Here is a 24,727-nt window from a genome sequence, read left to right on the forward strand (position 1 = left end):
AGGCCACCAAGACGTTTGGAGGTGTCATGTCACTTCGGCCTTTTCATCTGGCTTTTCCCGTCCACGATCTGGACGCCGCACGAAAATTCTATGGCGGCCTGATGGGTTGTCCGGAAGGCCGCAGTGCGCCGGAATGGATCGACTTCGACTTCTATGGCCACCAGATCGTCACCCATCTGGTTCCGGGTTCCGCCAAGACCAGCGATCCGGGAAACAGCGTCGATGGCCATAACGTACCCGTACCGCATTTCGGCGTCGTGCTGGAAATGTCGGACTGGCAGGAACTTGCCGACAAACTGACTGCAGCCGGCACGGACTTCATCATTGAACCCTATGTCCGGTTCAAGGGACAGGCAGGCGAACAGGCCACCATGTTCTTCCGCGATCCTTCTGGGAACGCGATTGAAATGAAGGCATTTCAGGACTTGTCGCAACTGTTTGCACGCTAACAAAGAAAGCCTGCAATCCAGACACGATGCCGGATATTCCGCATGCGCCATCCGGTGAAAGCCGGTGCCGCATTAAATGGCGCTGCCGTCTGGTGACCGACAACAATCGGGCAATCTGACACCCGCCGCGCCCGGATCGACGCTTGCGCTTGAGGTTCGCAGCAGGGCGCACTGAGGTGGGGGTCTTCCCCCTCCTTCCCTGAACAAGACCTCATTATGAAACGCAGACAATTCCTCCTTACCGGGCCGGCAACGGCCGCTCTGGCGCTCTCGGCCTGCTCCACCCCACCCACTTCGGCAGCTGAATTACCAGCGGCTCCGCCCACGCCGCCGGAAGGCACGCCGAAACCGCTCAGCGACGCGATCCACTCAGGAGACCGTCTGGCTGGTTCGCCATTCGCGTCCCGCTCCGTTGTCTGGGGCATGAATGGCGTGGCGGCGACGTCGCATCCGCGTGCAACGCTGGTCGCCATCGACATCCTGCGCAAGGGCGGCTCTGCCGTGGATGCTGCGATCGCGGCCAATGCAACACTCGGTGTGGTCGAACCGACAGCGAACGGCATTGGCGGCGACGCCTTTTGCCTGATGTGGGATCCGGCACTCGGCAAGGTCGTGGGCCTCAACGGCTCCGGGCATTCGCCGGCTGGCCTGTCTCTGGAAACCCTGCGGGAGAAATCTCCACGCGGCCGTGTCCCCTTCCATGGCGCCGCGGCCGTGACCGTCCCCGGCGCCGTCGATGCCTGGTGGACCATGCATCAGCGCTACGGGAAACTGCCGTGGAAAGACTTGATGCAGCCTGCCGCGGATGTTGCCGAGGAAGGCATGCCGATTGGCCTGATGATCGCGGACCGCATGAAGAGCGACATGGCTGGCTTCATGCGCCCCAATTCAGGCATCGAGGAAATCGAGAATATCCAAGCCGTCTACTACACGCGCGGACGTACGCCGGTAGAAGGCGAGATCGTCCGCAATCCGGACCTTGCCCGCACCCTGCGCATGATCGGCGAAGGCGGCCGGGACGCTTATTATGACGGCCCGATCGCTGACACGATCGAAGCCTATTTCAAACGCATCGGCGGCTGGATGACTCGCGCGGATCTGGCTGCCCAGCACGCCAGATGGGTTGAGCCGAACCAGGTCGATTACCGTGCCGGCGTCACGGTCTACGGCATGCCGCCGAACAGCCAGGGGCCGACGACGCTCCAGATGCTCTCTATCCTGAAGAATTTTGACATGCGCGATGCGGGCCTGATGTCAGCCCTGTCGATCCATCTCCAGGCTGAAGCCAAGCGCCTCGCCTTCGAAGACCGCGCGCGCTGGTTCGCCGATCCGGACTTCGCCGAAATCCCGATGGACATGCTGCTCTCCGATTCCTATGGCCAGCAGCGGGCAGCGCTGATCCGGCCAGACCGCCCAATGGACCGTGCCTTCCCGGGCGATGCCCCGAACCAGGGCGGCACGACCTATCTGACGGTCAGCGATTCCAGTGGCATGATGGTCAGCCTGATCCAGTCCAACTTCGCAGGCATGGGATCCTGGTCTGCCTCCCGAAAAGTGGTCCGTTATTTGAGTTAGTTCCGGCTTCAGATATGGAGCTGAGACATGGGCAAGAGAGCCAAGCCTGAAGAGATTATTGCGAAACTGCGGGAGGTGGAGGTTCGCCTCGCTCGCGGTGAAACTGCAGCTTCGGCGGCGCGCGCCGTCGGTGTGACCGAACAGACCTACTACCGCTGGCGCAAAGAGTATGGCGGCCTGCAGGTCGACCAAGCCAAGCGCATGAAAGATATGGAGAAGGAAAACGCCCGGCTTCGGCGCGCAGTCTCTGATCTCACGCTGGACAACCAGATCCTTCAGGAAGTCGTGCGGGGAAAGTTCTAAGCCCTTCGCGTCGTCGTGCTGCAGTCGATCACGTGGTGGAAGAGCTTGGCGTCTCCGAACGCCGGGCTTGCCGTGTGATCGGCCAGCACCGTTCGACCCAGCGCAAGCAGCCCATACGGCGAGATGATGAGGACGCCCTGACATCGGCGATTATCCGCCTGGCCGAACGGTTCGGCCGGTATGGCTATCGCCGGATCACGGCGCTCCTCAGAAATGATGGCTGGCATGTGAACGAGAAGCGGGTTTACCGCATCTGGCGACGGGAGGGGCTGAAAGTGCCGATGAAACAACCAAAACGCGGTCGTCTCTGGCTGAATGATGGCTCGTGTGTGCGGCTGAGGCCGGCGCACAAAGGCCATGTCTGGTCCTATGACTTCGTGCAGGACCGCACCCATGATGGACGTGTGTTCCGCATGCTGTGTGTGGTCGACGAGTTTACACGGGAGTGCCTCGCCATCCGAGTCGAGCGAAAGCTGAACTCACGGGATGTCCTCGACACGCTGGGTGAGCTGTTCGTTCGGCATGGGCCGCCGGAACACATACGCTCTGACAATGGCCCTGAGTTCATTGCAACAGCCCTCCGTGACTGGCTGGCACGTATCGGCGTGAAGACGCTCTATATCGAACCGGGAAGCCCATGGGAAAACGGATACTGCGAAAGTTTCAACTCCAAGCTCCGGGACGAGTTGCTGGCGAGGGAAATCTTCTTCGATCTCAGGGAGGCCCAGATCCTGATCGAAACCTGGCGGCGGCACTACAACACCGCGCGCCCGCACTCTTCTCTGGGCTACCGGCCACCCGCTCCACAAACCATCTTGCCCGCGGCGTTCATACCGCCTTACTGTGAGGAGGTAGCGGCATGAACGCCGCTACGTGAAAACCGCCGGACTAACAAAACCGGTGGACCACCCCTGTGGGGCAGAGCAGGGCGATTTCCGTCTGCAATCACCACTGAACGAAAACTCGCCGACTTTTACGGTAAAGTGGTCGCGCAAGAGCGAATACTCCCCAACATACGTTCCATCAAAGTCGTATACGGAAAAAAAGCGGTCATTTGCATCAACATTGGGATAGAAGCTCGTGGGGAAAATCTTGCCCTCGATCCAGACACTACCGTCAGAGTCGCTCCAAAGTCCCACCCACGGCGCGTACTTTTCATATGTGAAGAACAGAGTCTCACTGCGGTCGGGAATTCCGGGTAGACGAACGATACCGTTACAAATGTGATCTTCTTTTGAAGAACTGAAATTGAACAGCACGTACAAGCCCGCACTGACAACCAAAACCACTATCAATAATACCCTCAACACCCACCCCCCACGAGAACGATTGTAGACTGCCAGCTCCCCGCAATGATCCACAATGAACGTGTATGTAGATCTATTTGGTTCCTTTTGGAGAAATAGCTTATCGTCCGGCGCAGACTTTTCTGCCGCTAAAGTTTCCTCAAGCAACATATAAATTCGTTCTACATGCCCCTACAAGCGTTGTGCACCCAAGCGCACGAAGGCAGAATTGCGTGCCCCACCAGGGAAAAGAATGTCGGTATTAAATGTCATAGACATTTCTGAAAATTGTTCTGACTAGAGAGTATTATGACCCATTCAAATACAAGATCCTCTCACTTCACGTGCACCTTCTTTGTGAACGCCGTTTTGATTGGACTGGCGGAACAATAGAAAAACTCTTAGGCGGCAATGACAAAACACAAAGCGCTCGAAAGTTAGCAAGAAGTTGCGCCGCAGATTTGATCAGGTTTTCGATCTACATGCTGGGATTCTGTAGCTCTATTCACCCCCGAAGACAGTATGCAAAAAATTGAATCTCGCGCTTGGACCTCACCAAATGCGCGAGTATTTCTAGTTTTGATTGTATTTTTGCTTCTTTGGCGTGCATTTTGGGTGCGGCCTCAATTATACATTTGCCGAAAGAATGTGAGGAAAACCGAGCTTGCTAAAAACCACTTACAAATCGTTTACAAATCGGACAATTTGCTACCTTTGGGTGTTCTAAATTCAACCCGCTACTCTATTAACTCATTGTTTTTATTATCTTTTTATGGCGATCCCGACGCGATTCGAACGCGTGACCTACAGATTAGGAATCGGAATCATGGGGTGTTGGGCGTTGCTGGAGATTGAAATAATTCAATAAAAACAGCAAATGTATTGCCTCGAATTGATATACTTTGATGGGTCAAGTTGGAAAAGGTTACCAAGGTTACCACAGATCGCTATCCACCAGACCTTAGGAACGTCTCCAACATTCCGTCTTGAGACCACCGATCCCAAGCGTCTCAATCGAAGCTGGGACTAGCTCAAATAGCGGGCCACTTTTTCGGGTGCAGACCAGTGACGGCAGAGAGATTACAAGGGAGCCGTGTGAGCAACTGCGTCACGCAGCCACAAAATCTCTGCCAACGGCCCCGACTTCCGGCGTCCACAATTTGGATTTGACAGGCCTTCATAGTTGTGAGCATTTAATCACTGCTGGTGAGGGCAAGTCGGGAGAAAATGACCAGTCATGCAGCAATCGGCGATATTGGGAACAGGGTCGCAGGCCGGGGGAAAGCAGGTTCTGTCGACGGAACTCGATGCCCGCTTGAACAAACGCGCCGGCTGGCTCGAAGACACATGCGGCGTGAAATCGCGCTCCATGATCGCCTCGGGCGAAACGCAGGAAAGCCTCGGCGCCATTGCCGCACACAGTGCGCTGGACGATGCCGGTCTCACCCCAGACGATATTGACCTCATCCTCTTTGCCGCCGCTGTCGGCCGCCAGCCCATCCCGGCAACGGCTGCCCTGATAAAGCGCGAACTCGGCCTCAACAAATCGCCGGTCCCGGCTTTCGACATCAACGCCACCTGCCTCAGCGCCGTTGCCGCAATGGACGTTGCAGACATGTACATCTCGACCGGCCGCGCCGCACGGGTCCTGATCGTAGCAAGCGAGATCGCCAGCCGCGCCCTGCCCTGGCAGGACGACCCGGCAACGGCCGGTCTTTTCGGCGACGGTGCCGCAGCCATCGTCATGGGGCAATCGGACCCCTCCTCCTCTCCATTGAATACAAACCGTGTGCTGATCGAAACCTGGGCGCAGGGCTATGACATGTGCGCGCTCGCCGCCGGCGGCACGCGCTACGACTATCATGAAGAGCCCGACGCCTTCGACGCGAATTCCTTCTTCCGCATGGACGGTCATGCCCTATTCAAGCTAACCCGCACCAACCTGCCCCGCTTCATCGACCGGCTGCTGCAGCTCTCCGGTTGGCAACAGAAGGACGTCAACATCGTCATTCCCCACCAGGCGAGCCCCCTCGCGCTGGAACACATGATCCGCAAGTGCGGCTTCGCGCGGGAAAAGGTCGTCGCCACGGTCAAGGAGACCGGCAACCTCATCGCCGCCTCGATCCCTGCCACGCTGGACCTTGCCCGCCGGCAGGGGCGCATCCGCAGAGGAGACAAGGTCCTCCTGATCGGCACATCGGCTGGCGTATCGCTGGGCGGAGCAACGCTGCAGGCATGACCGCCACCATCGTCACCGGCGCGACAGGCTTCCTTGGCGGCGCTGTAACCAGGCGTCTGCTGGCCGCTGGCGAGCCTGTGATTGCCGTGGGCCGCAATCGGAAAAAGCTCGCCGATCTGGCAAAGCTCGGCGCGACACCGCTCGAGCTGGACCTCGTCCATGGTGAAATTCCACAAACCCTTCCGTCTGCCTCCCACCTCGTGCACTGCGCGGCCCTGTCGTCTCCATGGGGCGCACGCTGCGCCTTTGAGGCCGCCAATGTTCATGGCACGCAACGCGCCATGGACCTCGCCCGCGCTGCTGGTGTTGGTCGCTTCGTGCACATCTCCTCGCCAAGCGTCTATTTTCGTTTCGCCGATCAGGAAGAGATTCCGGAAGACACGATCCTGCCTCCACCGGTAAACGCCTATGCCGCAACCAAGGCAGCAAGCGAGACACTCGTTCTGGCCGAACCGTCACTCGATCCCGTCATCCTCCGCCCGCGCGGCCTTTACGGTCCCGGCGACACGGCACTGCTCCCGCGCCTCTTGCGTGCCGCCCGGCAACGCCCCCTGCCGCTAATGCGGGGCGGCAATGCCGCAACCGACCTCACCTATATCGACGATGTTGTGAACGCCGTCCTCGCCGCCATGGACGCGCTCTCCCCAGCCGCACGCGTCTTCAACATTTCCGGCGGGCAAGCCCTCAGTATTCGAAGCGTCGCCGAACAGGCTGCGGCAAAGGCCGGGATCGAAGTCCGCTGGCGCAGCCTGCCATGGAGCGCGGTCCAGGCTGTCACTCGCCTGAACGAAGCCCTCCACGCCGCCCTGCCCGGCCGCCCGGAACCCGCCGTGACTGCTTACAGCGCAGGCCTGTTCGCGTTCCGTCAGACTCTCGATATCTCTCGGGCGTGCGACCAGCTTGGCTGGCAACCGCGCATCACGTTCGAAGACGGGCTCGAACGCACCTTTGCGGAGCAAGACGCATGATCGAGCCTGTCTTCCCCATCAGCGCCCATGTTCGCGCGCCCGAACGCCTCGTGCTAAAGGGGGGGCGCTGGAAGCAGGTTCCGATCCCTGTCCGCTATGGTCTGTTCGAGCATCCTGCCGCCGGCACATGCCTGATCGATACAGGCTACACGGCCCGAGTCACCGAAGGCTTCCGCAGTCCGCCTCTCTCGCTCTATGCCAGCATCCTGCGTCCGGCACTGACAGAAAACGCACTTCCCGGCCGCGCACCCGATGTCTCCGTCATCCTCGTCTCGCACCTTCACGCCGATCATGTCAGTGCCCTGAAGGATTACCCGAGCGCACGCATTCTCGTTGACGGTCCTTCACTGTCGCACTTCCTCACCGCCGGATGGCTCGGCCGCACGCACAAGGGCTGCTTCGCGGAACTCCTCCCGGAAAACCTCGCCGAACGCGCCGAGCCCTTCCAGACGTTTCCGGAAACTGAAGCTCCACTCGGTCTTGGGCATGCCCATGACCTCTTCTCGGACGGCAGCATTCTGGCCGTGCCGCTGCCCGGTCACATGCGCGGGCATACAGGCTTCCTGTTCCCGAAACGCGAACGCCCGCTGCTCTACGCCGCCGATGCCGACTGGCTGCGCCGCGCAATCCTGGAACGCCGCTCGCCCGGCTACCCGGCGCGGTTCGTGCTCGACAGTACGCGCGAAGCCGAAGACACCGCCAATCGCATCCGTAATTTTGTCCATGCCGGCGGCGAGTTGGTCCTCTGCCACGACCCGGAGCCGGTGGCGTGAGCCTGAAAACAACCCTGCTGACGCTGCGTGCTTTCTGGCGCGCACGCCGCCGCTTACACGCAGCGACCCGCGATCAACTCATCTCCGCGCAACAGCGCCACCTCAACGCCTTTCTCGACCGCGATGCCGCGCAAGTTCCCGCATTTGCTGCATACAGAGGACAGCCGCTTTCAAGCTGGCCGGTCATGGACAAGGCGACCCTGATGGGCAACTTCGCCGCCTACAACCGGCTGGGGCTCACTGCAGAAGAAGGTTGGGCACATGAGCGAGCGGGCACTACTCCGAAAGGCTACGCAATTGGCGCAAGTACGGGCACGTCCGGCAACCGGGGCCTCTACATCGTGTCAGAAGCGGAACGTTGCCGCTGGCTTGGCGTCATGCTCGCCTGGGCCCTGCCGGATGTACTAACACGCGCTCACCGCGTCGCCATCGTCCTTCCGGCGAACTCCCAGCTCTATGACACCGCTAATGAAAGCGGCCGCCTCAAACTTCGCTTCTTTGACCTCACCGCCGGGATCGAACAGCAATTCGCGCCCCTCGCGGCGTTCCGGCCCACCGTTATCGTGGGCCCGCCGAAATTCCTGCGCGCCCTTGCCGGAGCAGACGTCCCGGTTCACCCCGAACAGATATTCTCCGGCGCTGAAGTGCTGGACCCCGCCGACCGGCAAGTGATCGAGGAGCGCTTCGGTCTCACCATGCGGGAAATCTACATGGCAACAGAGGGCCTTTTCGGCGTCTCCTGTCCGCTCGGGACCCTGCACCTGATCGAGGACCATATCGCGTTCGAATTCCAACCCGTCGACGGAAGCAGCCACCTCGTCAATCCGCTCATCACGGACTTCTCCCGCACGAGGCAAGTCATGGTCCGCTATCGGATGAACGACATTCTGGAGCTGGCGGAATCCGCCTGCGGCTGCGGCCTTCCGCATCAGGCGATCAAGCAGATCCATGGCCGGCAGGACGACGTGTTTCACCTCGCCGGACCTCACGGTGCCATCGCCAGCATCACGCCCGACGTCATCCGCAACGCCGTCGTCCGGTCCGATCCCTCGATCCGGGATTTCCGGGTCCTGCAGACAGGACCGAACGCTGTCACGCTGCTGCTGCCACCTGAGGCGGCTCAGGCTCTGGATGCCGCCTGCGCGGGCTTGCAGGCACTCTTCGAAAAATGCGGCACCCATCCCGGGATCGAGGCGCGAGCAGAGCGCCTGACACCGGAAGCCGGGCGGAAGCTGAGGCGTGTCAGGGTTCTGGCGGAGGCGCCCCGACCATGAAGGTCTCGATCCAGGTTCTCGGCAGCCTCGGCGACGTGATGCCCTTCATCACCGCGGCGCAACGTTTCAAGGCGCTCGGCGCAGATGTCAGCATCCTCGCGCCACAGGACTATACCACGATCATTCTGGATCACGGGGTTGCGGCCGCGCCACCGCCGGCCTTCTCCCTTGCCGGCTGGAACCACGAAGCCGAACAGCGCGGCACCCTAGCCGGCCCGTTTAACTTCCTCCGCGACTGGAAGGAAATGGTGGTCCCCTATGTCGACGACATCACTGAGCGCTCGCTCCAGGCGGCGGAAGGGGCCGATGCAATCCTCGCCAACGGCATTTGCGCCCCGGCAAAACTCGCTGCCGAATTATACCGCATTCCCTACCTGCTCCATGCCCTCCAGCCAGTCATCGCCCCGACCAGTGAAATCCCCTGCGCCATGGTCTGGCGGCCTTGGCAGGGGAAACTTTTCAATCGTGTCGGCTATGGCACAGTCTGGGCAGCACAAAAGATGATGGAACAGGCACTGAAACCGCACCGGACGCGGCTTGGCCTGCGCGACATGCCGCCTTTGGATCACACACGCACGCATCTGAATCACGCGTTACCTCGCATCACCAGCGTCTCGCCGGCTCTGCTTCCGCACAGGCCAGCTGACTGGAGAGCGAACGACCACCTCCTGCCCTACCCCTCGCTCGATCTTGCCGATCCTGCAGTCCTGCCTGCTGATGCGCGCACGTTCGCGGCCGCCGGCTCGCCGCCCCTCTATATCGGCCTCGGCTCCCTCGAAGCCGAAACCCCGGACGCCCTGATCGATGCCGTATTCTCCGCCCTCGACAGCCGCGGCCTCCGCGCCTTCGTCTCGGCTGGGCTCGCAGATCGCCTGTCGCCACGACAGACAGCAAAGCATCACATCATAGGCCATATCTCCCACGCCGCGCTGTTTCCACTCTGCGGCGCGATCCTCCACCACGGCGGCGCAGGCACGCTGGACACAGCCCTGCGCGCCGGCACCCCTCAGGTCATCCTTCCCCAGCGCCTGGACCAGTTCTGGCACGCAAAGCGGCTGCAGGAGATCGGCGTGGCACCAGCGCCGCTCGTCTCCCGATCTGTCGACGCCGAAACCGTCGGCGGTGCATTCGATTTCGCGCTCGGTCCCGAGGTGCAATTGCGCGCCCGGGAACTCGTCCAGCCGTTGCGCGAACGCGATGGTGCGCGCGAACTGGCCGAGCTTACAATTTCTGAAACAGAGCGTTTCCGACACTCCGTGAAATGAGCGCCGCCACCAGGAATACGGCCTGGCCCACCAGCAGGATCGTCCACTTGTGGGCCGAGATCATGGCCCGGACATCGATGTCCCCGTGCTCCGCCCCCCACGCGCTCGCATAACCAAGGCAGACAAAGCCGCCGACACCTAGCAGCACCCCCAGCGCGGATCCGGCCGCAAACCGGGGCCATGGCAGGCCCACGCTGCCGCAGATCGCCGGCATGAACCAGGCCACGGGACCCAGCAGCCTCGACACGGCGACCGCCTTGATCCCATGACGGTTCAGCAGGACGAGCGCCTTGCGATAATTGGCGCGCCGCTGATGGGTCGCCAGCGCAAAACGCCGGAACCAAGGCCGCAACCTGTGTCCGATCAGGTAGCCCGTCTGATCCGCAGCATAGGCTCCAGCAAATACAACCGCCACGGCCTGCCACGCATGCTCGCTGTAAGCCAGGCCACCAGCCAGCAGAAAGTAGGCCTCACCGAACACGAAAAAGCATGTCCCAAGCGTCGCATCAAAAAACGCGCCAAAAAACAGTGCGGAAAGAAGGGACAGGGACAAGTCAAAACACCATTCAAGAGGTCAGGCTTACACGGCGCCTTCGGCTTTCCAAATCTGTTTGCCGCGGCCGAACGGCGTGAACATTACAGGTCTGTCGAATTCATGTCAGCCTGGCACGGATTGGCTACACAAGGCGCCGATCCGGCAATGCGGACGAGTAAATTCAGCGAAGAAAAAATCATCGCGATCTTGGAGCCTCAAATTTCCTCGGATGCGCGAAAGAGGAAATAAGTGGTTTTTTGTGGTGTATCGTGAGGCCGCGTGAATTCCCGGGCACCTTCAGGTAGCTCAAGGATTTCGTTGCTCTTTTCTGATCGACCGAGCTGTGCTGGGCTGGCCATTACTCGCAGTATGAGGAGTAGAGTGCATGCCCGAACCCCGTGACCACTTTCCCGAAATCGAGGATATCCTTCAGGATAATCCTGGCTGGCTCGATGAAGCCATAGACACACCTTCCGTGTCTCGGCTGACCGGCGTTCCGGTCTGCACGCTGGCCACATGGCGCTGCCGTGGTGGCGGGCCTCCCTTTCTGAAGCTGGGCACGGCGGTCCGCTACCGCCGGCGCACCGTGCTCCGCTGGCTCGCCGAATGCGAGAAGGGCCAAAACGAGCCAAAGCGGCCTCCCCAATGACCGGCAAATCCAGGCCCCTATCGATCCGCCTCGCCGAGTCGGATATCGAAAAGCTGACCGTACGGGCTCGCCGCATGTCCGGAACCCCGACGGGCGTCGCACGAGAGCTTATCCTGTCGGGCCTGACAGACGGTGATCCGTACACGCAGGCCGAACGCCTCCTGAAGATCGAGCGAAGGCTCGCAGCTCTGTCCCAGGACCTGGCTGCAGCTTCGACCACAGTCGACAAGCAGTCCAGCTCGCTTGAACGCATTGAATCCATGTTCGAGCAATTGCTCCTTGCTCTCAGCGGCCGGACCGCCAGTTGAGGGTCGTACCATGAGACACCTCAAGCCCGCCCTCTTCACCTTTGCTGTCCTGTGTGGCGCAGCTTCTATCGCAACCTACAAGCTTGGTTTCGAATTATACCCACCTGGCGCCTACACCGAGGCGGGCGTCTACGCACGCCACGACAGCGCGTTTATGGCGAGATGCGGCAAAGCCCGGATTACTTCACTCATTGGAGATCCTATCGGATCTGTTGACTGGCCGAGATGCCGGCGCATTCTCGACCATTATGGAACGACCGGGCAATTCATGCTCCGGCACAATGCTATCGCGGTTCTGACGGGACTATCGCTCCTCGCCCTGATCGGCTTCGTCCGCCAGACGGTGACTGCCCGTCCCCCCCCTAAAGTCATTCGTGGGCGGAAGCACCTTGCAGGCAGAACCGCTCGACGAGCGCTTCAATCCCTGTCCAAAAGCGAGTGCCGCCGGTCCGGATCCGGACTTGAGTTTCCGCCCGGCATTCCCATCAGCCGCGATCGAGAAAGTCGTCATTTCCTGATCTGGGGCAGTACCGGCGCAGGCAAGACCACCGCCATGCTGCACCTCATGCTTCAGGCCATTGAGCGCGGCGACAAGGTGCTGGTGCTCGATGTCAAAGGCGACATGACCTCGAAACTGCCCAGGATCGGCAACATCATTGCGCCGCATGACGCCCGCTCCCTGCAATGGGACATCGCAACCGACTGCCAGACCCCTCAGGAAGCGCGCGAATTCGCGGCGCGGCTCATCCCTGAAAGCCGGTCGGACCGTATCTGGTCAGATGCAGCGCGCGAGATCCTGACAACCTGCGTTATCTCGCTGCAGGTCAGACAAGGACGCGGCTGGGGCTGGGCAGACCTCCGAAAGCTGGTGGTCGCGGATGCAGATGCGCTTCTCAGTATTGCCGAACGCTACCACCCCGAAGCGATCCAGTTCCTGAAAGAACCGAGCAGTAAGACGACGCAAAGCATCATCTCGACCTTCAAGGCCCATATGAACGTGGTGAGCGTCCTCGCCGAAGCCTGGCCGAAAAGTTCACGCGGGCGATCCTTCTCAGTCCGGGAATGGCTGCGCCATCCGGCCTGTGACCCGATCATTCTGCAGCATGATGGACGCTTTCCGCAGCTGACCAAGGCCTGGCTCTCCAGCATCATCGGCCTTCTCGCCTCCCACGCGGCTTCACCAGCCATGCAGGAAAACCCGGCACGGCGCACCTGGCTCTTCCTCGACGAGTTCCCTCAGCTCGAACGCCTGCCCCATTTCTCGACCCTGCTGGATGTCGGCAGGTCAAAGGGCATCAGCGTCGTGCTCGGCGCACAGGACCTTTCCCAGATCCGCAACACATATGGCCATGACCAGGCCGATGCCTGGATCGGCATGATCGGTACGCATATCATCACCCGCATGAACTTGGGGCAAAGCGCCGAAACGACGAGCCGGTTGATCGGCCAACAGACCGTCGAATTCTACCGCAAGAGCGAGACACGATCAGTCGGTCAAATTTCGACAAGCTGGACAAAGGAGCGGGAAGTTCGCCCTGTCATCACGCCGTCGGAACTGTCGGACAGGCTGGGCGCATTCAAGCAAGGCGTCCGCGCACTTCTCATCGGCCCCGGCGAACATGCCTACGAGATCACCCTCCCCTATCCGAAGCTCAGCGAATTGCGTCCCGCCAGTATGCTCGCCGACTGGACGACAAGACCTGCCCGGGAGATTGCGCCACTGCCCGACACGCCAGGTAGCATCCTCACGTCAATCCTGGCGCCGGAAGTCGCCCAGCGTATCCGGAATACATTCTCCCGGGACCACGACGCCTGATGGTCGCATCCATCTCCGCCCGGAAGTCCGTTGCGGCCGCTGTGAATTATTTCAAGCATATGGCTCAGGACGAATACTATACGGGCCAGGGCGAGGCCGAAGCAGATGGGGAATGGGACGGCAGAGGCGCCGAGCGCCTCGCGCTTGAAGGCCCCGTCTCCAAGGCAGATTTCGAAGCCGCTCTCAACGGGCACGATCCGAGAACTGGCACGCGCCTTACCCAGATCGGAAAGTCGCACGCCCCAGGCTGGGACATGACTTTCTCGGCCCCGAAATCGGTCTCGGTCATGTGGGCGCTTTCATCCCCTGCCGAACGCGCCAGGATCGAAGCTGCTCACCGTCAAGCTGTTCATGCCGCCACCACCCATCTCGAAGACCATCACGCATTCACAAGGCGCGGCAAGGGCGGCGCGATCCGCGAGCCCGTCGCCGGCCTGACGATTGCTCGTTTCCACCACCACACGAGCCGTGATCTCGACCCTCAGCTTCACACCCACGCCTTCATCTTCAATCTGGCGCCCCGACGTGACGGAAGCTGGGGCAGTCTCGTCAGCCGCGATCTCTACAAGGCCCAGAAGGAAGCCGGCGCCATCTACCGCGCGCACCTCGCCAATGGACTCGAGCGCGATGGCCATGCCGTGGAGCGCCATGGCACGAGCTTCCGCCTTGCCGCGATCCCCCGCGACATCGAACGCGCCTTTTCGAAGCGCAGGCAGGCGATCGAAAACGCGGCCGACACTTATGGCTACTGTACGGCCAAGGGGATGGAACTGGCAGCCCTGCGCACAAGACAGGCCAAGCGACCAAGGGAACGGACGGCACTGTTCCAAGCATGGCAAGCAGAGGCCAGGACACTCGGCTTCAATCTGGTCAGAGCGCGCCAGCAGCAAGCGCAAGCAGGCGCTCCAACCCGCCTCGGTCCGACACCTGGTCGCGAAGCACGCGCACGATCGCCAGCCCGCGCCCTGCCCTCGGTGCAGCAAATGATCAGCGCCATCGCACACGCGTCACGAACTTCATCCAGCATGCAAGGCTTGCGGATCAGCCTGCGTCAGAAACCGGGCGAGCGCGACACTGAACACGAACGCTGACGTATACGCATTTCTTGGGCGTATCCACCCGTAGTCATCAGCTTGCATGCTGATCTCCGAAAAATTCGTAATCGCAAGCTGCGGTTTCCGTACACGGCTTTTCCGGACGAGATTTCCTTTGGCTGAGGGTGTTTTAGACTGGATCGCTCGGCGGTCTGTCAGCATCGAAGGTGCATGGGGTGTGAACACCCTTCTCCCTTAGCTCCTCAGAGGTTCAGTTCCCTGACTCAGGATATCCAGAAACTTCCCGTAGACGAAAATCTTGTTGCGATCCTTGCCGGTGATTTCCCGGACGATGCCCAGTTCCTCCAGCAACGCAAGATTCCTGAGCGCGGTCGGAAGGGACATGCCGGTGGCTTCCGTCACGCGGGTCGATGTCGCGATTGGCCGATTTTGTAGAAGCGCGTGGATAGACAAAGCCGAGGCCGTCGACCGGCCGCTTTTTTCGATCGTGACGCGGTCGTCCTTGAAGAGTTTGACGATCGCTTGCGCTGCATCGGTCGCTTGCCGGGATGTCTCTATGACGCCCTGCAGGAAGAACTCAATCCAGTCCTCCCAATTCCCGGTTTCGCGAACCGATTGCAGCAACTCATAGTACCGAGCGCGATGGGTCTTTAGATAGAGACTGAGATAGAGCAGCGGATCGCGCAGAATACCCTCGGCACAAAGTATCAGTGTGATGAGCAAGCGACCGAGCCGCCCATTGCCGTCAAGGAAAGGGTGGATTGTCTCGAACTGGAGATGGGCAAGCGCCGCCTTGACGAGGACGGGAAGCCGGACGGTTTCGTCGTGAAGGAAAGTCTCAAAGCGGCCGAGGCAGTCCGCGAGTTTGTCTGGCGGCGGCGGCACGAAAACGGCATTGCCGGGGCGGGTACCGCCGAGCCAGTTCTGGGATGTCCTGAACTCACCAGGATTCTTGTTACCGCCGCGCGCATTGTTCATGAGGTGCGCGTGGATTTCCCGCAGAAGCCGGAGTGAGAGCGGCAGATCGTTCAGGCGTGTGAGGCCATAATTGAGCGCCGCAACATAGCAGGAAACTTCTGTGACATCGTCGAGCGGCGCGCCCGGGGCCTCATCTACCTCGAAGAGCAGGAGGTCTGAAAGTGAGGATTGGGTCCCCTCAATCTGAGATGACAGGACGGCTTCCTTGCGGACATACATATAGAGGAAGAGCGAAGGATCCGGCAAAATCATGCTCATGCCGTCGAGCCGACCGAGCGCAGTACTCGCCTGATCAAGCAAGGGATACAGGCGCGTCATATCGAGAGGCGGATCAGGCGGCAGAGGCGCGGGAATATAGGCGCGATACCGTTCCTCGCCGACCGAACTGATGACATATTCGCCGAGACGATTGTTCTTCGCCTGATCTGTCATAATAACGAAAATCGACCCTTTTGTTAGTTACCGTGCAACAACTCACACGAATGAAAGCAGACGTCAAGCAACTAATATTTTTGGTATTTTTTGTTATTTAAGCCACTGAGCGACAGGGAACCCTGTCGCTCAGCCTGGTACCCGAGACTCAGTCCTGTGCGTTCCAGACGATCATATCGCCGCCATTCCTGCCTTTAACCGCGCTAAGGTCTTTGACGTCGAAACCCCTGCGCTCTGTCGGTCCATGACGCGGACGCGGCACCTGAACCGGTTCCCAATGGGCTGGGGCAATCGACTGACGCAATCACAATTCGACAACTTGAAGTCACACAATGTGATCGCAAGCGGTCAATGGGGCTCTTTCGGCGACGCGTGCGGGCGACCACTTAAAACACACAAACGAATGGTGACGGCACCCGCAGGCGCCGTCACCGCTACGATCAATCCTTCGGATTCCAGAGGATCACGTGCCGGCCTTTCTTGCCCTTGACCGGGGCGAGGTTTGCATAGATCCGGCGGGGACCGATCTGCGGGTCTGCGAGGGTCAGCGAGACATAGTCGCGTCCCGAGGATTTCGCTTTGCGCATCCAGCCGCCGCCGATTTCGGTGGAGGTATCTCCAGCGAAGATGCGGTAGTCCGGCTGGCCCTCTGCAGCTTTCTCGCCATTCTTCTCGATGCGGATGGCTGCTTGCAAGTTCATCATGGCGAGGGTGCCTTCGAAGCCGGACTTGGTCTCGCTGACATATCCGAGTGCGTTTGCCATTGGGGGTCTCCTTTTCGTTCCTTTGGCTTGTGTCTTCGGGGACCCGTTGTCCCCGTCGACGCCGGACCGTGAGGACGCTCTGACCCGGGCCTGAACCGCATGCGGGCGAAGCAAAGCGGAGCACCGGACGGGCGGGGAATTTTGTCTGGCGGTGAATGCGTGGAACACGCAGAGGAAAATTCTTCGCCCGTCCGGTTTCAGGGCCGGGTCAGCGCGTCCAGGTCATGCGGCAAGAGACGGGAATAAGGGGCTATAGACGGCCGCCAGTGAACTAAAAGCCACCCCACTGACATGTGTCCGAATATGTCTGCGCGACCTCGCGACGCGCGAATTTTCGAAAAACATTCTCAGGTGGCGAACCGCGCTGGCACGCGCTTCCACATGCTTGAACTCAGACGCGAAAAGCCGCCCGGACCAAGCCCGGACGGCTCGCACGCTACCGGAGAGGAGGAGACGAGCCTCAGGCAGTGTCCACATGCGCTCGGACTTGACGATAAGCCACGCAAAGCCGCTCGGCGGCTTCGCAGGCCGTTTTCAGGGCTTCGGACAGCAGCCCGTCTGCCACCTCGGTCAGGCAGGCATTGTCTGATCCCGGATAGTTCGCCTCGACACCCCAAAGGCTCGCCGCATGACGCGCAAGCTCAATCCCTTCGAACGACACTGAAAGCACAATCCCGCAATAGAACCAGTCGCCCTTACACCATGCTTCCATGGTGGCGTCAGCCTCCGCTTTCGCCTTCGCAAGGCGCTCGCGGTGGTTCGGCCCCGGGCCGATAAAGCCCGGATCATTGATGTAGAGAGAAGGCCAGAATCCCTCCTGGCGCTTGTCGGGCGCGTCAGGACAATCGTCCGGCACAATACGGGCGGTTACGGTAAAGCCATCGGCCTCGCAGGTGATCGCGTCACCGGGGCAGACCAGGCATGAAAAGCGTTCAGCAAACGACATGACGCCCTCCCCTATCGTGTCCAGAAGAGATGGACTTCGTCGAAACCCGTCTGGAACACGAGGATCTCGCCATTCAGCGCCATGTCGCGGGCATAGGCCTGCCAGTCGATGTAATAGTCGAGCGAGGACGGGATTTCAGTTCCGGACTCCCGCACCAGTTCTTCGGCAAAGTCCGCCGCAGAACGGTACTCCCCGGCATAGTCCTCGAAGGCCGCGACGGCCTCATCTAGGTCATTGCCGAAATAGCCATAGACCTTCGCGCCAAGGCAGCCATGCTCGCCGATAAACTCGGCCAGCGCACACACGGCGTCGAAGGAGGCGTATTCAGAGAGGCTCGCGCCTTCGAAGCCTTCATAGTCATGGATCGCCCATTCTTCAGCACCGGGCAGCGGCGAGTCCGCCAGCATGGCGCGGACCTTCTCCATGATCTCATCCGGGGTGGTGGCATCGATCCAGCGCCCATGCAGGCAGCCATTATTGTAGGCCGCAAGGCAGGCCACATAGATGCGCGGATGATCCGGATCGGCTGGCGCGATCTCTGCCGCAAGGGGCGCAGGGGTTGCGAATTGGTCAGTCATGTCAGTCTCCTTTGCCCCGCCCGGCGTTCTTTCCCCGGCAGGCGGGGGTGGGCGGCGAAAAGGCGCTCAGCCGGAGCGCAAAAGGGCGCCGCGCAAGGGGCGCCAGGTCAGGGTGGTCTGCCTCCCGAAAAGTGGTCCGTTATTTGAGTTAGTTCCGGCTTCAGATATGGAGCTGAGACATGGGCAAGAGAGCCAAGCCTGAAGAGATTATTGCGAAACTGCGGGAGGTGGAGGTTCGCCTCGCTCGCGGTGAAACTGCAGCTTCGGCGGCGCGCGCCGTCGGTGTGACCGAACAGACCTACTACCGCTGGCGCAAAGAGTATGGCGGCCTGCAGGTCGACCAAGCCAAGCGCATGAAAGATATGGAGAAGGAAAACGCCCGGCTTCGGCGCGCAGTCTCTGATCTCACGCTGGACAACCAGATCCTTCAGGAAGTCGTGCGGGGAAAGTTCTAAGCCCTTCGCGTCGTCGTGCTGCAGTCGATCACGTGGTGGAAGAGCTTGGCGTCTCCGAACGCCGGGCTTGCCGTGTGATCGGCCAGCACCGTTCGACCCAGCGCAAGCAGCCCATACGGCGAGATGATGAGGACGCCCTGACATCGGCGATTATCCGCCTGGCCGAACGGTTCGGCCGGTATGGCTATCGCCGGATCACGGCGCTCCTCAGAAATGATGGCTGGCATGTGAACGAGAAGCGGGTTTACCGCATCTGGCGACGGGAGGGGCTGAAAGTGCCGATGAAACAACCAAAACGCGGTCGTCTCTGGCTGAATGATGGCTCGTGTGTGCGGCTGAGGCCGGCGCACAAAGGCCATGTCTGGTCCTATGACTTCGTGCAGGACCGCACCCATGATGGACGTGTGTTCCGCATGCTGTGTGTGGTCGACGAGTTTACACGGGAGTGCCTCGCCATCCGAGTCGAGCGAAAGCTGAACTCACGGGATGTCCTCGACACGCTGGGTGAGCTGTTCGTTCGGCATGGGCCGCCGGAACACATACGCTCTGACAATGGCCCTGAGTTCATTGCAACAGCCCTCCGTGACTGGCTGGCACGTATCGGCGTGAAGACGCTCTATATCGAACCGGGAAGCCCATGGGAAAACGGATACTGCGAAAGTTTCAACTCCAAGCTCCGGGACGAGTTGCTGGCGAGGGAAATCTTCTTCGATCTCAGGGAGGCCCAGATCCTGATCGAAACCTGGCGGCGGCACTACAACACCGCGCGCCCGCACTCTTCTCTGGGCTACCGGCCACCCGCTCCACAAACCATCTTGCCCGCGGCGTTCATACCGCCTTACTGTGAGGAGGTAGCGGCATGAACGCCGCTACGTGAAAACCGCCGGACTAACAAAACCGGTGGACCACCCCTGTGGGGCAGAGCAAGTCGTTTGATATCACGCAACATAACGCCGTGATCGTTTTATGTAAATATGATCTTAAAAAGAAAATGACTGACCTTACCGCTGCTCAACTCCGCGCTGCCCGCGCCCTTCTCGATTGGACCCAGCCGAAATTGGCGGAAGCAGCAAAGTTGTCAGTTCCGACCGTACGTCGAATGGAAAGTGTTCGCGGACCTTCGGCGAGTACAGAGGCCAATGTCGAAGCGGTGCGTCGCGCGCTGGAAGAAGGGGGAGTTGTCTTCCTTGGTCCCAAAGAGTGCATAGATGGCGGCGCGGGTGTAAGGCTAAGAAAATAGGTCCTTGGAGAAGCCTAATCAGTGGCACATAATTTTGATGCTCAGGCAGGGCATTCAAATCACGCCAATGTTGCGCGTATGCTGCACGACGACTGTACATCGCGCACAAACTGAGGGTGCCGTTTGGCTCGCTCCCGAACTGTTGCTTCCTTGTTCGCTTGTACGCGCAGTGGAAAGAACACGGCCCGCAGAGCAAACAACCTATTTTGGATTAAAGCTTCCTTTGGAGCCTCGTTTGATGGTGATTGGTATTCGGCTGCGAGTTGATTCGCCGCAAAGGATGAATTTGCTTCGAGTTATGTTGGCATGACAAATACGCCCCAAGATATCGCCAATAGTTGGGCCATGGATTTCGGACTCGCTCTCGCTCCTCTATTTGGACCGATTGATCGAGAATCGGACGGCGAACATTTCGTTCTTCTCGATGGAGGCAATGGTAGCTTTGCCTTATCCATCAGCAACGACAAAATCTGGCGAAATGAAAAGTCGATTGACTGGGCCTGGTCGTCTGACTTGTCCCACCACGTAACAATGACGGAATCAGAGGTCGGCGTGGTAAGGTGGGACAAACCAAATCCGGAAGTGTTCACTCGCAAGAGTGTAGAAGAAAAGCGCCCAGAGTTTTACCGATTTTTGACAGCAGATCGGATAAAATCTAATCGCAGAGTAGTAACGCACATCGTCGACTCATATCGTCGGATGCGATCCTTAGTAGCTGATGCTGGTCTCCCAGACGATCATTCCACAGGCGCATTTCTCGCGCTATTGTCAGAAGCGATCACCCAATCTCAGATGCAAAACCAAGCTGACCAAATCGCACTGGTCTCGCAGCTCGAGATTGACAAGTCGGCCCTTGATAGGGTTTCCCAGACTGGGCGAGAATCCCTTCTTCGTTTCCTTTTGGACACAGACGATTTCTACAGAAACATTACGCTATATCCTGCATTGGCAGTTAGGCACGCCGGAAGCGAAATTTTTCAAGAAGCTCACTATGAACTCTTCCGTTCTCCTCGGCCGGATCTGTTTGACCACATCGGCCCTGCCAAGGCGACAGCAGTAAGCAGGGGTGGAGCCCATTTTACTCCGCCCGCGCTCGCGAGAAGTCTCGTTGAAGAAACCTTTCGCCAAGTACCGAATATCATCACTACCGAAAAGCTGACTATCATAGATCCTGCATGTGGATCAGGAGCGTTTCTTCACGAAGCTCTTCGGACACTGCAACGACTCGGGTTTGAGGGACGAGTCAAACTTGTTGGAATTGACTACTCTCATTCAGCCATAGAAATGGCCAAGTTTGTACTTCAGCTTGCAGCTCTCGACTGGTCGCCGGGCGGTGGTGTAGAGCTAGACCTTCGTACTTCAGATTCACTTGCGAATGATCTGCCGCCGGCTGATATCGTTTTGATGAATCCGCCGTTCGTAGCTTGGTCAGCCATGACGCGGGATCAGCGAACGCAAATGTCCGAAATTTTGAAGGGTAACCTGGGTGGCCGCGGAGACTACAGTATGGCCTTCGTTGCCAAGGCTGTAGCCTGCTTAAAGCCAAATGGCGTCCTCGGCACCCTGATGCCAAACAGTCTCTTAAGCCTTCAATCTGCTCAGAAGTGGCGTGAGTGGCTAGCAGCTGAAACGGACATCTGCTTCATTGGCGCTTTAGGCGACTACGGACTATTCTCGTATGCCACAGTTCAGGTAGCCGCTTTAGTCGCCAGGAAGCCGGAGTTAAACAGTAAACGCGAGCTACAAACGCGAGTGCTAGTCGCTGCAAATGATCCGGAAGCCACCAGTATGGCCTTGCGTCAATTGCGAAAGTCATCATCAGACCAATCCGCAATTGCTTTTGGTAAAGACTTCCGGCTATTCGAAACTGCACGCACCACGTTTAGCGAGTCTCCAACTTGGCGACTGCTTTCGCCTGCGACAGAAGATGTCTTAGCAAAATTCAACTCACAAGTCGGATTGGCGCGACTAGAAGAACTGTTTCAAGTACGTCAGGGAATTCAAACTGGAATGAACCCCGCTTTCGTGCTGTCACTTGAACAACTTCAAAAATTGCCCAGCAAAGAGCGCAAGTGGTTCAAGCCCGCACTTATGAACGAGACTATCTTCGACGGTCGACTGAAGCAAAAGTACTACATCTTTTATCCTTACGATGAGAAAGGCGAACTAATCGCTTCTGAAGCAAAGCTCAAAGAATTCGTACCCATTTATGCAAGCCATTACCTTTATCCAAATCGGGAGCGGCTCGCAAATCGAGCGAGTATCAAAGAGGCAAAGCGGTCCGATTGGTGGGGGCTAATGCGTTCACGCGCGTCTTGGGCGTTTGATTCAAGCCCCAGAATTGTATCAAAGCGATTTGCAGGACTAGGGGGATTTGCAGTTGATCTTGATGCGGAGTGGTTTGTCGTGCAAGGGTTTGTCTGGTTTCCAAAATGGCTGGAAGCAAACAATGAGCAGAGCAACTATCTGTCAGCCGCTTCTATCGTCGCAGCTTATTCTGCAATTTTCAATTCGCGACCATTCCTAAAACTGCTTAGTCTGCATTCACCTCATGTCGCTGGCGGCCAATTTGATCTTAGCCCTCGATACGTGAATTCTATACCCATTCCTGATATTCCCTCGATAGCGCAAAGCGAAATCGATAGCAAAACAATCAATCAACTTACAACATTAGGAATGGAGCCGCAGATTGGTTCAGCCTCGTGGCAATCCAAAGTGGACAGACTGACCAATCAGCTTTATGGCGTTGACTTGCTCGCATTGGACTAAAGAATGACCGCGGAACTCATCGTACCACGGAGCAGGCTGGAAGCGCACTTTGGGCAAGTAGAGAAAATACTCAAAGCGCACGCGAGCGGAACCGCAGAACCACAGCTAGTAACGGAATGGCTTATAAATTCAGTCGTCACCGGGATTGTTGGGACAGGCTGTGAAGTAATCCAACGCAATCGCGGGAGAGCCGCACAGGTTGCGCCTGCTTGGCGCCTTTCAGGAGAGACATTTGCATGGATCGGATATCGAGAGGAATGGGCTCTGGAACCTGCAGCGGGAGCAACACAGAGATATTCTTTTAGATCTACTGGCATAACGATACACTTTGGCAGTGTAGGTGAGATAGATAAGCCGCAAATGTTTCGTGCGGAATGGTCCGGGTTTGCAAAGTGGTCGGGGGAATCATATGCATTCCAAGCGGGAAATGCTGGGCACCCTCACTGGCAGTTCGACGCAGTAGATAGTTTGTCATCTGATGATTATTCAAACGAGGCTAAGAGCCTAATTGGAGAAATCAAAAGTTCAGATACAGAAGACATAATTCGGGAATTCTCGGAAGATATGATATCGGACGGAATTCAAAATAATCTAACATGCGCAAAAAAGCTGAGCAGGGTTCACTTCGCCAGCGCAGCATCTTGGTGGAAAAGCGACGTTTCCGGAGCGCATGCTCATGCTCCGAACTCGGTTGCCGATCTATCGACATGGCTTGAAGGAACGTTGGATTATCTTTCAGAAGAACTGGTTCGTTTGCGCTAGTAAACGTTCCGCTCAATCTCAGGTTCTGCACTCGACACCAGATCGAACCTTCACTGGCGGAATCGCTCCACGACTGCTGCTCTAAACGCATTCACCGAACAAAGCCGGCCCCAGCCAGCCATCGATCGCTGCCGCCACATCCCGCTTTAGATCCGCATACTCCGCCCGAATATAATGCTTGCGAGCTACACTCGCCGTCTGACCGTGATTGTGCCAGATATCCAGCCAGCGTTCGTCGATCCCGGCATCAATGAGGTGGGTCTTCATCGTCCGGCGAAGGTCACGCGGGTTCCATTCTGTAAACTCGAGCCTTTTGTTAATACGCTTAGCCGCCCGAGAGATTGCAGCGATCGTCAACGGTTCGGCCGGGTTCCGAGGATTTGACAAAAGATAGGGCGAATGCGGATGGGCGCGTTCCAGGCATCGCTCCACCAATGGGGCCGCCGTCGCAGTGATCGGTAGCTGATGCGATTTGCCGTTCTTGGTCTCCGGCAAGATCAGCCATCCATTATGCCAGTCGTCGGCTAAACTTGTTGCGATCTCTGTCACCCGAAGCCCACCCATGGCGATCATCAGTTTCAGGACGCGGTGCGTCGGATGGTTCTCATCCAGCGCATGCCAGAGCGTCCTGAGCTCGCCGTTCGAGAGGAAACGATCGCCCGGTTTTCCGCGCGGCACTGTCGGCAACTGCTCGGCAATATTGGAAGCAATGCCATAGTCCCTGGCACTTCCTCGAAAATCGTAGCGGTTCTTCACCGCCCACTTCCAAGCAGTGACGATGTAGGATCGAAGGTGTGCTGCGTATCCCGGGCTGCGCGCATAGCTTTCCGCCATCCACGCCTGCAGGTCCTGGATGGTTACTTCTCCGGCACGCGGCATGCCCCCATGTCGCGCCACGAGAAACGGAAGCAAGGCGTATTTGCCATCAATCAGGACGCCTCGCACGCGCCCCGCCGAGGCGACACCTCGGCTCTTCATGTCGGCAACATAGTCCTCGAAGAAATTGGCAACAGAGGCAGAAACCGCATCGGCCAGTTCCTCCGTTCGCGCAGCTGGAGTTGGCGCAAGCGCGCGCTTCTGCCGGAACTCCCCTGCCCGGACTCTGGCTTCTCGCAAGCCAATTTCAGGATAGGCACCTATGCGAACCCGAACAGTCTTGCCACCCAGCTTTCGTACCGCAGAAAATGTCTTCGCGCCGGTCCTGGCGACCCTCACTTTCAGGCAGGATTCGATCGTGTCGGAATACTCTCCGGGGTCGGTCACAGCCGAAAGCCAGGTATCGGTAAGGCGAAGTTTCCCCACGGTTTT

At 58.7% G+C, this 24,727-nt stretch carries 23 protein-coding genes; 16 read left to right on the forward strand and 7 right to left on the reverse strand.

Annotation, left to right across the window (positions count from 1 at the left end; translation table 11 throughout):
* The first annotated feature begins 26 nt into the window (after positions 1 to 26).
* The 3 genes from R3C98_RS02550 to R3C98_RS02560 all read left to right on the forward strand — a co-directional run bounded on the left by R3C98_RS02550 (position 27) and on the right by R3C98_RS02560 (position 3,190).
* Complete coding sequence (locus R3C98_RS02550; RefSeq protein ID WP_371312550.1) at positions 27 to 449, forward strand: VOC family protein; 423 nt, start codon at positions 27 to 29, stop codon at positions 447 to 449.
* Between the two features lie 216 nt (positions 450 to 665).
* The gene (locus tag R3C98_RS02555) at positions 666 to 2,024 is read left to right on the forward strand and encodes a gamma-glutamyltransferase family protein (protein ID WP_371312551.1); all 1,359 of its coding nucleotides are present in this window, start codon (positions 666 to 668) and stop codon (positions 2,022 to 2,024) included.
* Positions 2,025 to 2,051: 27 nt separating this feature from the next.
* Positions 2,052 to 3,190, forward strand: a protein-coding gene (locus R3C98_RS02560) for an IS3 family transposase (protein ID WP_371312552.1) whose coding sequence is annotated in 2 segments (ribosomal slippage) — positions 2,052 to 2,310 and positions 2,310 to 3,190 — 1,140 coding nt in all. Because the reading frame shifts where the segments join, the coding sequence is not laid out codon by codon here.
* A gap of 6 nt (positions 3,191 to 3,196) precedes the next feature.
* Here R3C98_RS02560 and R3C98_RS02565 read toward each other — a convergent pair.
* A complete protein-coding gene (locus R3C98_RS02565; protein ID WP_371312553.1) occupies positions 3,197 to 3,784 on the reverse strand; it encodes a hypothetical protein in 588 nt (195 codons plus the stop codon).
* 1,066 nt (positions 3,785 to 4,850) lie between these two features.
* Here R3C98_RS02565 and R3C98_RS02570 point away from each other — a divergent pair.
* From R3C98_RS02570 to R3C98_RS02590, 5 genes are read left to right on the forward strand one after another with little or no spacing between them, the layout of a single operon-like run.
* A complete protein-coding gene (locus R3C98_RS02570; protein WP_371312554.1) occupies positions 4,851 to 5,852 on the forward strand; it encodes a 3-oxoacyl-[acyl-carrier-protein] synthase III C-terminal domain-containing protein in 1,002 nt (333 codons plus the stop codon).
* Positions 5,849 to 6,820 (forward strand): NAD-dependent epimerase/dehydratase family protein, encoded by a 972-nt coding sequence (locus R3C98_RS02575; protein ID WP_371312555.1) that lies wholly within the window; start codon positions 5,849 to 5,851, stop codon positions 6,818 to 6,820. The genes R3C98_RS02570 and R3C98_RS02575 overlap by 4 nt, the downstream gene beginning before the upstream one ends.
* Positions 6,817 to 7,593: an MBL fold metallo-hydrolase gene (locus R3C98_RS02580; protein WP_371312556.1), complete on the forward strand. Its 777-nt coding sequence runs from the start codon at positions 6,817 to 6,819 to the stop codon at positions 7,591 to 7,593. Before R3C98_RS02575 ends, R3C98_RS02580 begins: the two co-directional genes overlap by 4 nt.
* On the forward strand, positions 7,590 to 8,867 hold the full coding sequence (locus R3C98_RS02585) for a F390 synthetase-related protein (RefSeq protein ID WP_371312557.1): 1,278 nt from the start codon (positions 7,590 to 7,592) through the stop codon (positions 8,865 to 8,867). The genes R3C98_RS02580 and R3C98_RS02585 overlap by 4 nt, the downstream gene beginning before the upstream one ends.
* Complete coding sequence (locus R3C98_RS02590; RefSeq protein WP_371312558.1) at positions 8,864 to 10,132, forward strand: glycosyltransferase; 1,269 nt, start codon at positions 8,864 to 8,866, stop codon at positions 10,130 to 10,132. Before R3C98_RS02585 ends, R3C98_RS02590 begins: the two co-directional genes overlap by 4 nt.
* Here the strand turns inward: R3C98_RS02590 and R3C98_RS02595 are convergent.
* Positions 10,089 to 10,613, reverse strand: a complete 525-nt coding sequence (locus R3C98_RS02595) for a DedA family protein (protein WP_371313325.1) — start codon at positions 10,611 to 10,613, stop codon at positions 10,089 to 10,091. The two genes, R3C98_RS02590 and R3C98_RS02595, sit on opposite strands and share 44 nt — an antisense overlap.
* A 439-nt stretch (positions 10,614 to 11,052) precedes the next feature.
* Between R3C98_RS02595 and R3C98_RS02600 the strand changes: the two genes are divergently transcribed.
* From R3C98_RS02600 to mobF, 4 genes are read left to right on the forward strand one after another with little or no spacing between them, the layout of a single operon-like run.
* Positions 11,053 to 11,316: a helix-turn-helix transcriptional regulator gene (locus tag R3C98_RS02600; protein WP_371312559.1), complete on the forward strand. Its 264-nt coding sequence runs from the start codon at positions 11,053 to 11,055 to the stop codon at positions 11,314 to 11,316.
* Positions 11,313 to 11,624 carry a hypothetical protein gene (locus R3C98_RS02605; protein ID WP_371312560.1) on the forward strand — a complete coding sequence of 104 codons (312 nt, stop codon included), beginning with the start codon at positions 11,313 to 11,315 and terminating at the stop codon, positions 11,622 to 11,624. Before R3C98_RS02600 ends, R3C98_RS02605 begins: the two co-directional genes overlap by 4 nt.
* A 10-nt stretch (positions 11,625 to 11,634) precedes the next feature.
* The gene (locus R3C98_RS02610; RefSeq protein WP_371312561.1) at positions 11,635 to 13,440 is read left to right on the forward strand and encodes a helicase HerA-like domain-containing protein; all 1,806 of its coding nucleotides are present in this window, start codon (positions 11,635 to 11,637) and stop codon (positions 13,438 to 13,440) included.
* A complete protein-coding gene (gene mobF / locus R3C98_RS02615) occupies positions 13,440 to 14,531 on the forward strand; it encodes a MobF family relaxase (RefSeq protein ID WP_371312562.1) in 1,092 nt (363 codons plus the stop codon). Before R3C98_RS02610 ends, mobF begins: the two co-directional genes overlap by 1 nt.
* Positions 14,532 to 14,729: 198 nt before the next feature.
* Here mobF and R3C98_RS02620 read toward each other — a convergent pair whose 3' ends face one another.
* The 4 genes from R3C98_RS02620 to R3C98_RS02635 form a co-directional block, all read right to left on the reverse strand.
* Entirely contained in the window at positions 14,730 to 15,905 is a 1,176-nt protein-coding gene (locus R3C98_RS02620; protein ID WP_371312563.1) for a Fic family protein, read from the reverse strand.
* A 440-nt stretch (positions 15,906 to 16,345) separates the two neighbouring features.
* On the reverse strand, positions 16,346 to 16,669 hold the full coding sequence (locus tag R3C98_RS02625; protein ID WP_371312564.1) for a DUF736 domain-containing protein: 324 nt from the start codon (positions 16,667 to 16,669) through the stop codon (positions 16,346 to 16,348).
* A gap of 460 nt (positions 16,670 to 17,129) precedes the next feature.
* Positions 17,130 to 17,615, reverse strand: a complete 486-nt coding sequence (locus R3C98_RS02630) for a hypothetical protein (protein WP_371312565.1) — start codon at positions 17,613 to 17,615, stop codon at positions 17,130 to 17,132.
* Between the two features lie 11 nt (positions 17,616 to 17,626).
* Entirely contained in the window at positions 17,627 to 18,193 is a 567-nt protein-coding gene (locus R3C98_RS02635) for an antirestriction protein ArdA (RefSeq protein WP_371312566.1), read from the reverse strand.
* A 179-nt stretch (positions 18,194 to 18,372) separates the two neighbouring features.
* On the opposite strand from R3C98_RS02635, the gene R3C98_RS02640 reads away from it, so the two are divergent.
* The 4 genes from R3C98_RS02640 (at position 18,373) to R3C98_RS02655 (ending at position 23,419) form a co-directional block, all read left to right on the forward strand.
* Positions 18,373 to 19,511 (forward strand): IS3 family transposase gene (locus R3C98_RS02640; protein ID WP_371312552.1). Its coding sequence is split into 2 segments (ribosomal slippage): positions 18,373 to 18,631 and positions 18,631 to 19,511, totalling 1,140 coding nucleotides; the frame shifts between segments, so codons are not numbered across the junction.
* A 128-nt stretch (positions 19,512 to 19,639) separates the two neighbouring features.
* Positions 19,640 to 19,888, forward strand: a complete 249-nt coding sequence (locus tag R3C98_RS02645) for a transcriptional regulator (protein ID WP_371313326.1) — start codon at positions 19,640 to 19,642, stop codon at positions 19,886 to 19,888.
* Positions 19,889 to 20,194: 306 nt separating this feature from the next.
* Positions 20,195 to 22,657, forward strand: coding sequence for a class I SAM-dependent DNA methyltransferase (locus R3C98_RS02650; protein WP_371312567.1), 2,463 nt, complete (start codon positions 20,195 to 20,197; stop codon positions 22,655 to 22,657).
* Between the two features lie 3 nt (positions 22,658 to 22,660).
* A complete protein-coding gene (locus R3C98_RS02655) occupies positions 22,661 to 23,419 on the forward strand; it encodes a hypothetical protein (protein WP_371312568.1) in 759 nt (252 codons plus the stop codon).
* 81 nt (positions 23,420 to 23,500) lie between these two features.
* Here the strand turns inward: R3C98_RS02655 and R3C98_RS02660 are convergent, their stop codons facing one another.
* Positions 23,501 to 24,721 carry a tyrosine-type recombinase/integrase gene (locus tag R3C98_RS02660; RefSeq protein WP_371312569.1) on the reverse strand — a complete coding sequence of 407 codons (1,221 nt, stop codon included), beginning with the start codon at positions 24,719 to 24,721 and terminating at the stop codon, positions 23,501 to 23,503.
* Positions 24,722 to 24,727 lie beyond the last annotated feature (6 nt).

It is taken from the genome of Hyphomonas sp. (assembly GCF_041398465.1).
Lineage (GTDB): Bacteria > Pseudomonadota > Alphaproteobacteria > Caulobacterales > Hyphomonadaceae > Hyphomonas.

What these genes read in the sequence shown, in the direction of transcription:
- R3C98_RS02550 (WP_371312550.1), top strand. Translation starts at nt 27, where the DNA reads ATGTCACTTCGGCCTTTTCATCTGGCTTTTCCCGTCCACGATCTGGAC.
- R3C98_RS02555 (WP_371312551.1), top strand. Translation starts at nt 666, where the DNA reads ATGAAACGCAGACAATTCCTCCTTACCGGGCCGGCAACGGCCGCTCTG.
- R3C98_RS02565 (WP_371312553.1), bottom strand. Translation starts at nt 3,784, where the DNA reads ATGTTGCTTGAGGAAACTTTAGCGGCAGAAAAGTCTGCGCCGGACGAT.
- R3C98_RS02570 (WP_371312554.1), top strand. Translation starts at nt 4,851, where the DNA reads ATGCAGCAATCGGCGATATTGGGAACAGGGTCGCAGGCCGGGGGAAAG.
- R3C98_RS02575 (WP_371312555.1), top strand. Translation starts at nt 5,849, where the DNA reads ATGACCGCCACCATCGTCACCGGCGCGACAGGCTTCCTTGGCGGCGCT.
- R3C98_RS02580 (WP_371312556.1), top strand. Translation starts at nt 6,817, where the DNA reads ATGATCGAGCCTGTCTTCCCCATCAGCGCCCATGTTCGCGCGCCCGAA.
- R3C98_RS02590 (WP_371312558.1), top strand. Translation starts at nt 8,864, where the DNA reads ATGAAGGTCTCGATCCAGGTTCTCGGCAGCCTCGGCGACGTGATGCCC.
- R3C98_RS02600 (WP_371312559.1), top strand. Translation starts at nt 11,053, where the DNA reads ATGCCCGAACCCCGTGACCACTTTCCCGAAATCGAGGATATCCTTCAG.
- R3C98_RS02605 (WP_371312560.1), top strand. Translation starts at nt 11,313, where the DNA reads ATGACCGGCAAATCCAGGCCCCTATCGATCCGCCTCGCCGAGTCGGAT.
- R3C98_RS02610 (WP_371312561.1), top strand. Translation starts at nt 11,635, where the DNA reads ATGAGACACCTCAAGCCCGCCCTCTTCACCTTTGCTGTCCTGTGTGGC.
- mobF (WP_371312562.1), top strand. Translation starts at nt 13,440, where the DNA reads ATGGTCGCATCCATCTCCGCCCGGAAGTCCGTTGCGGCCGCTGTGAAT.
- R3C98_RS02620 (WP_371312563.1), bottom strand. Translation starts at nt 15,905, where the DNA reads ATGACAGATCAGGCGAAGAACAATCGTCTCGGCGAATATGTCATCAGT.
- R3C98_RS02625 (WP_371312564.1), bottom strand. Translation starts at nt 16,669, where the DNA reads ATGGCAAACGCACTCGGATATGTCAGCGAGACCAAGTCCGGCTTCGAA.
- R3C98_RS02630 (WP_371312565.1), bottom strand. Translation starts at nt 17,615, where the DNA reads ATGTCGTTTGCTGAACGCTTTTCATGCCTGGTCTGCCCCGGTGACGCG.
- R3C98_RS02635 (WP_371312566.1), bottom strand. Translation starts at nt 18,193, where the DNA reads ATGACTGACCAATTCGCAACCCCTGCGCCCCTTGCGGCAGAGATCGCG.
- R3C98_RS02645 (WP_371313326.1), top strand. Translation starts at nt 19,640, where the DNA reads ATGACTGACCTTACCGCTGCTCAACTCCGCGCTGCCCGCGCCCTTCTC.
- R3C98_RS02650 (WP_371312567.1), top strand. Translation starts at nt 20,195, where the DNA reads ATGACAAATACGCCCCAAGATATCGCCAATAGTTGGGCCATGGATTTC.
- R3C98_RS02655 (WP_371312568.1), top strand. Translation starts at nt 22,661, where the DNA reads ATGACCGCGGAACTCATCGTACCACGGAGCAGGCTGGAAGCGCACTTT.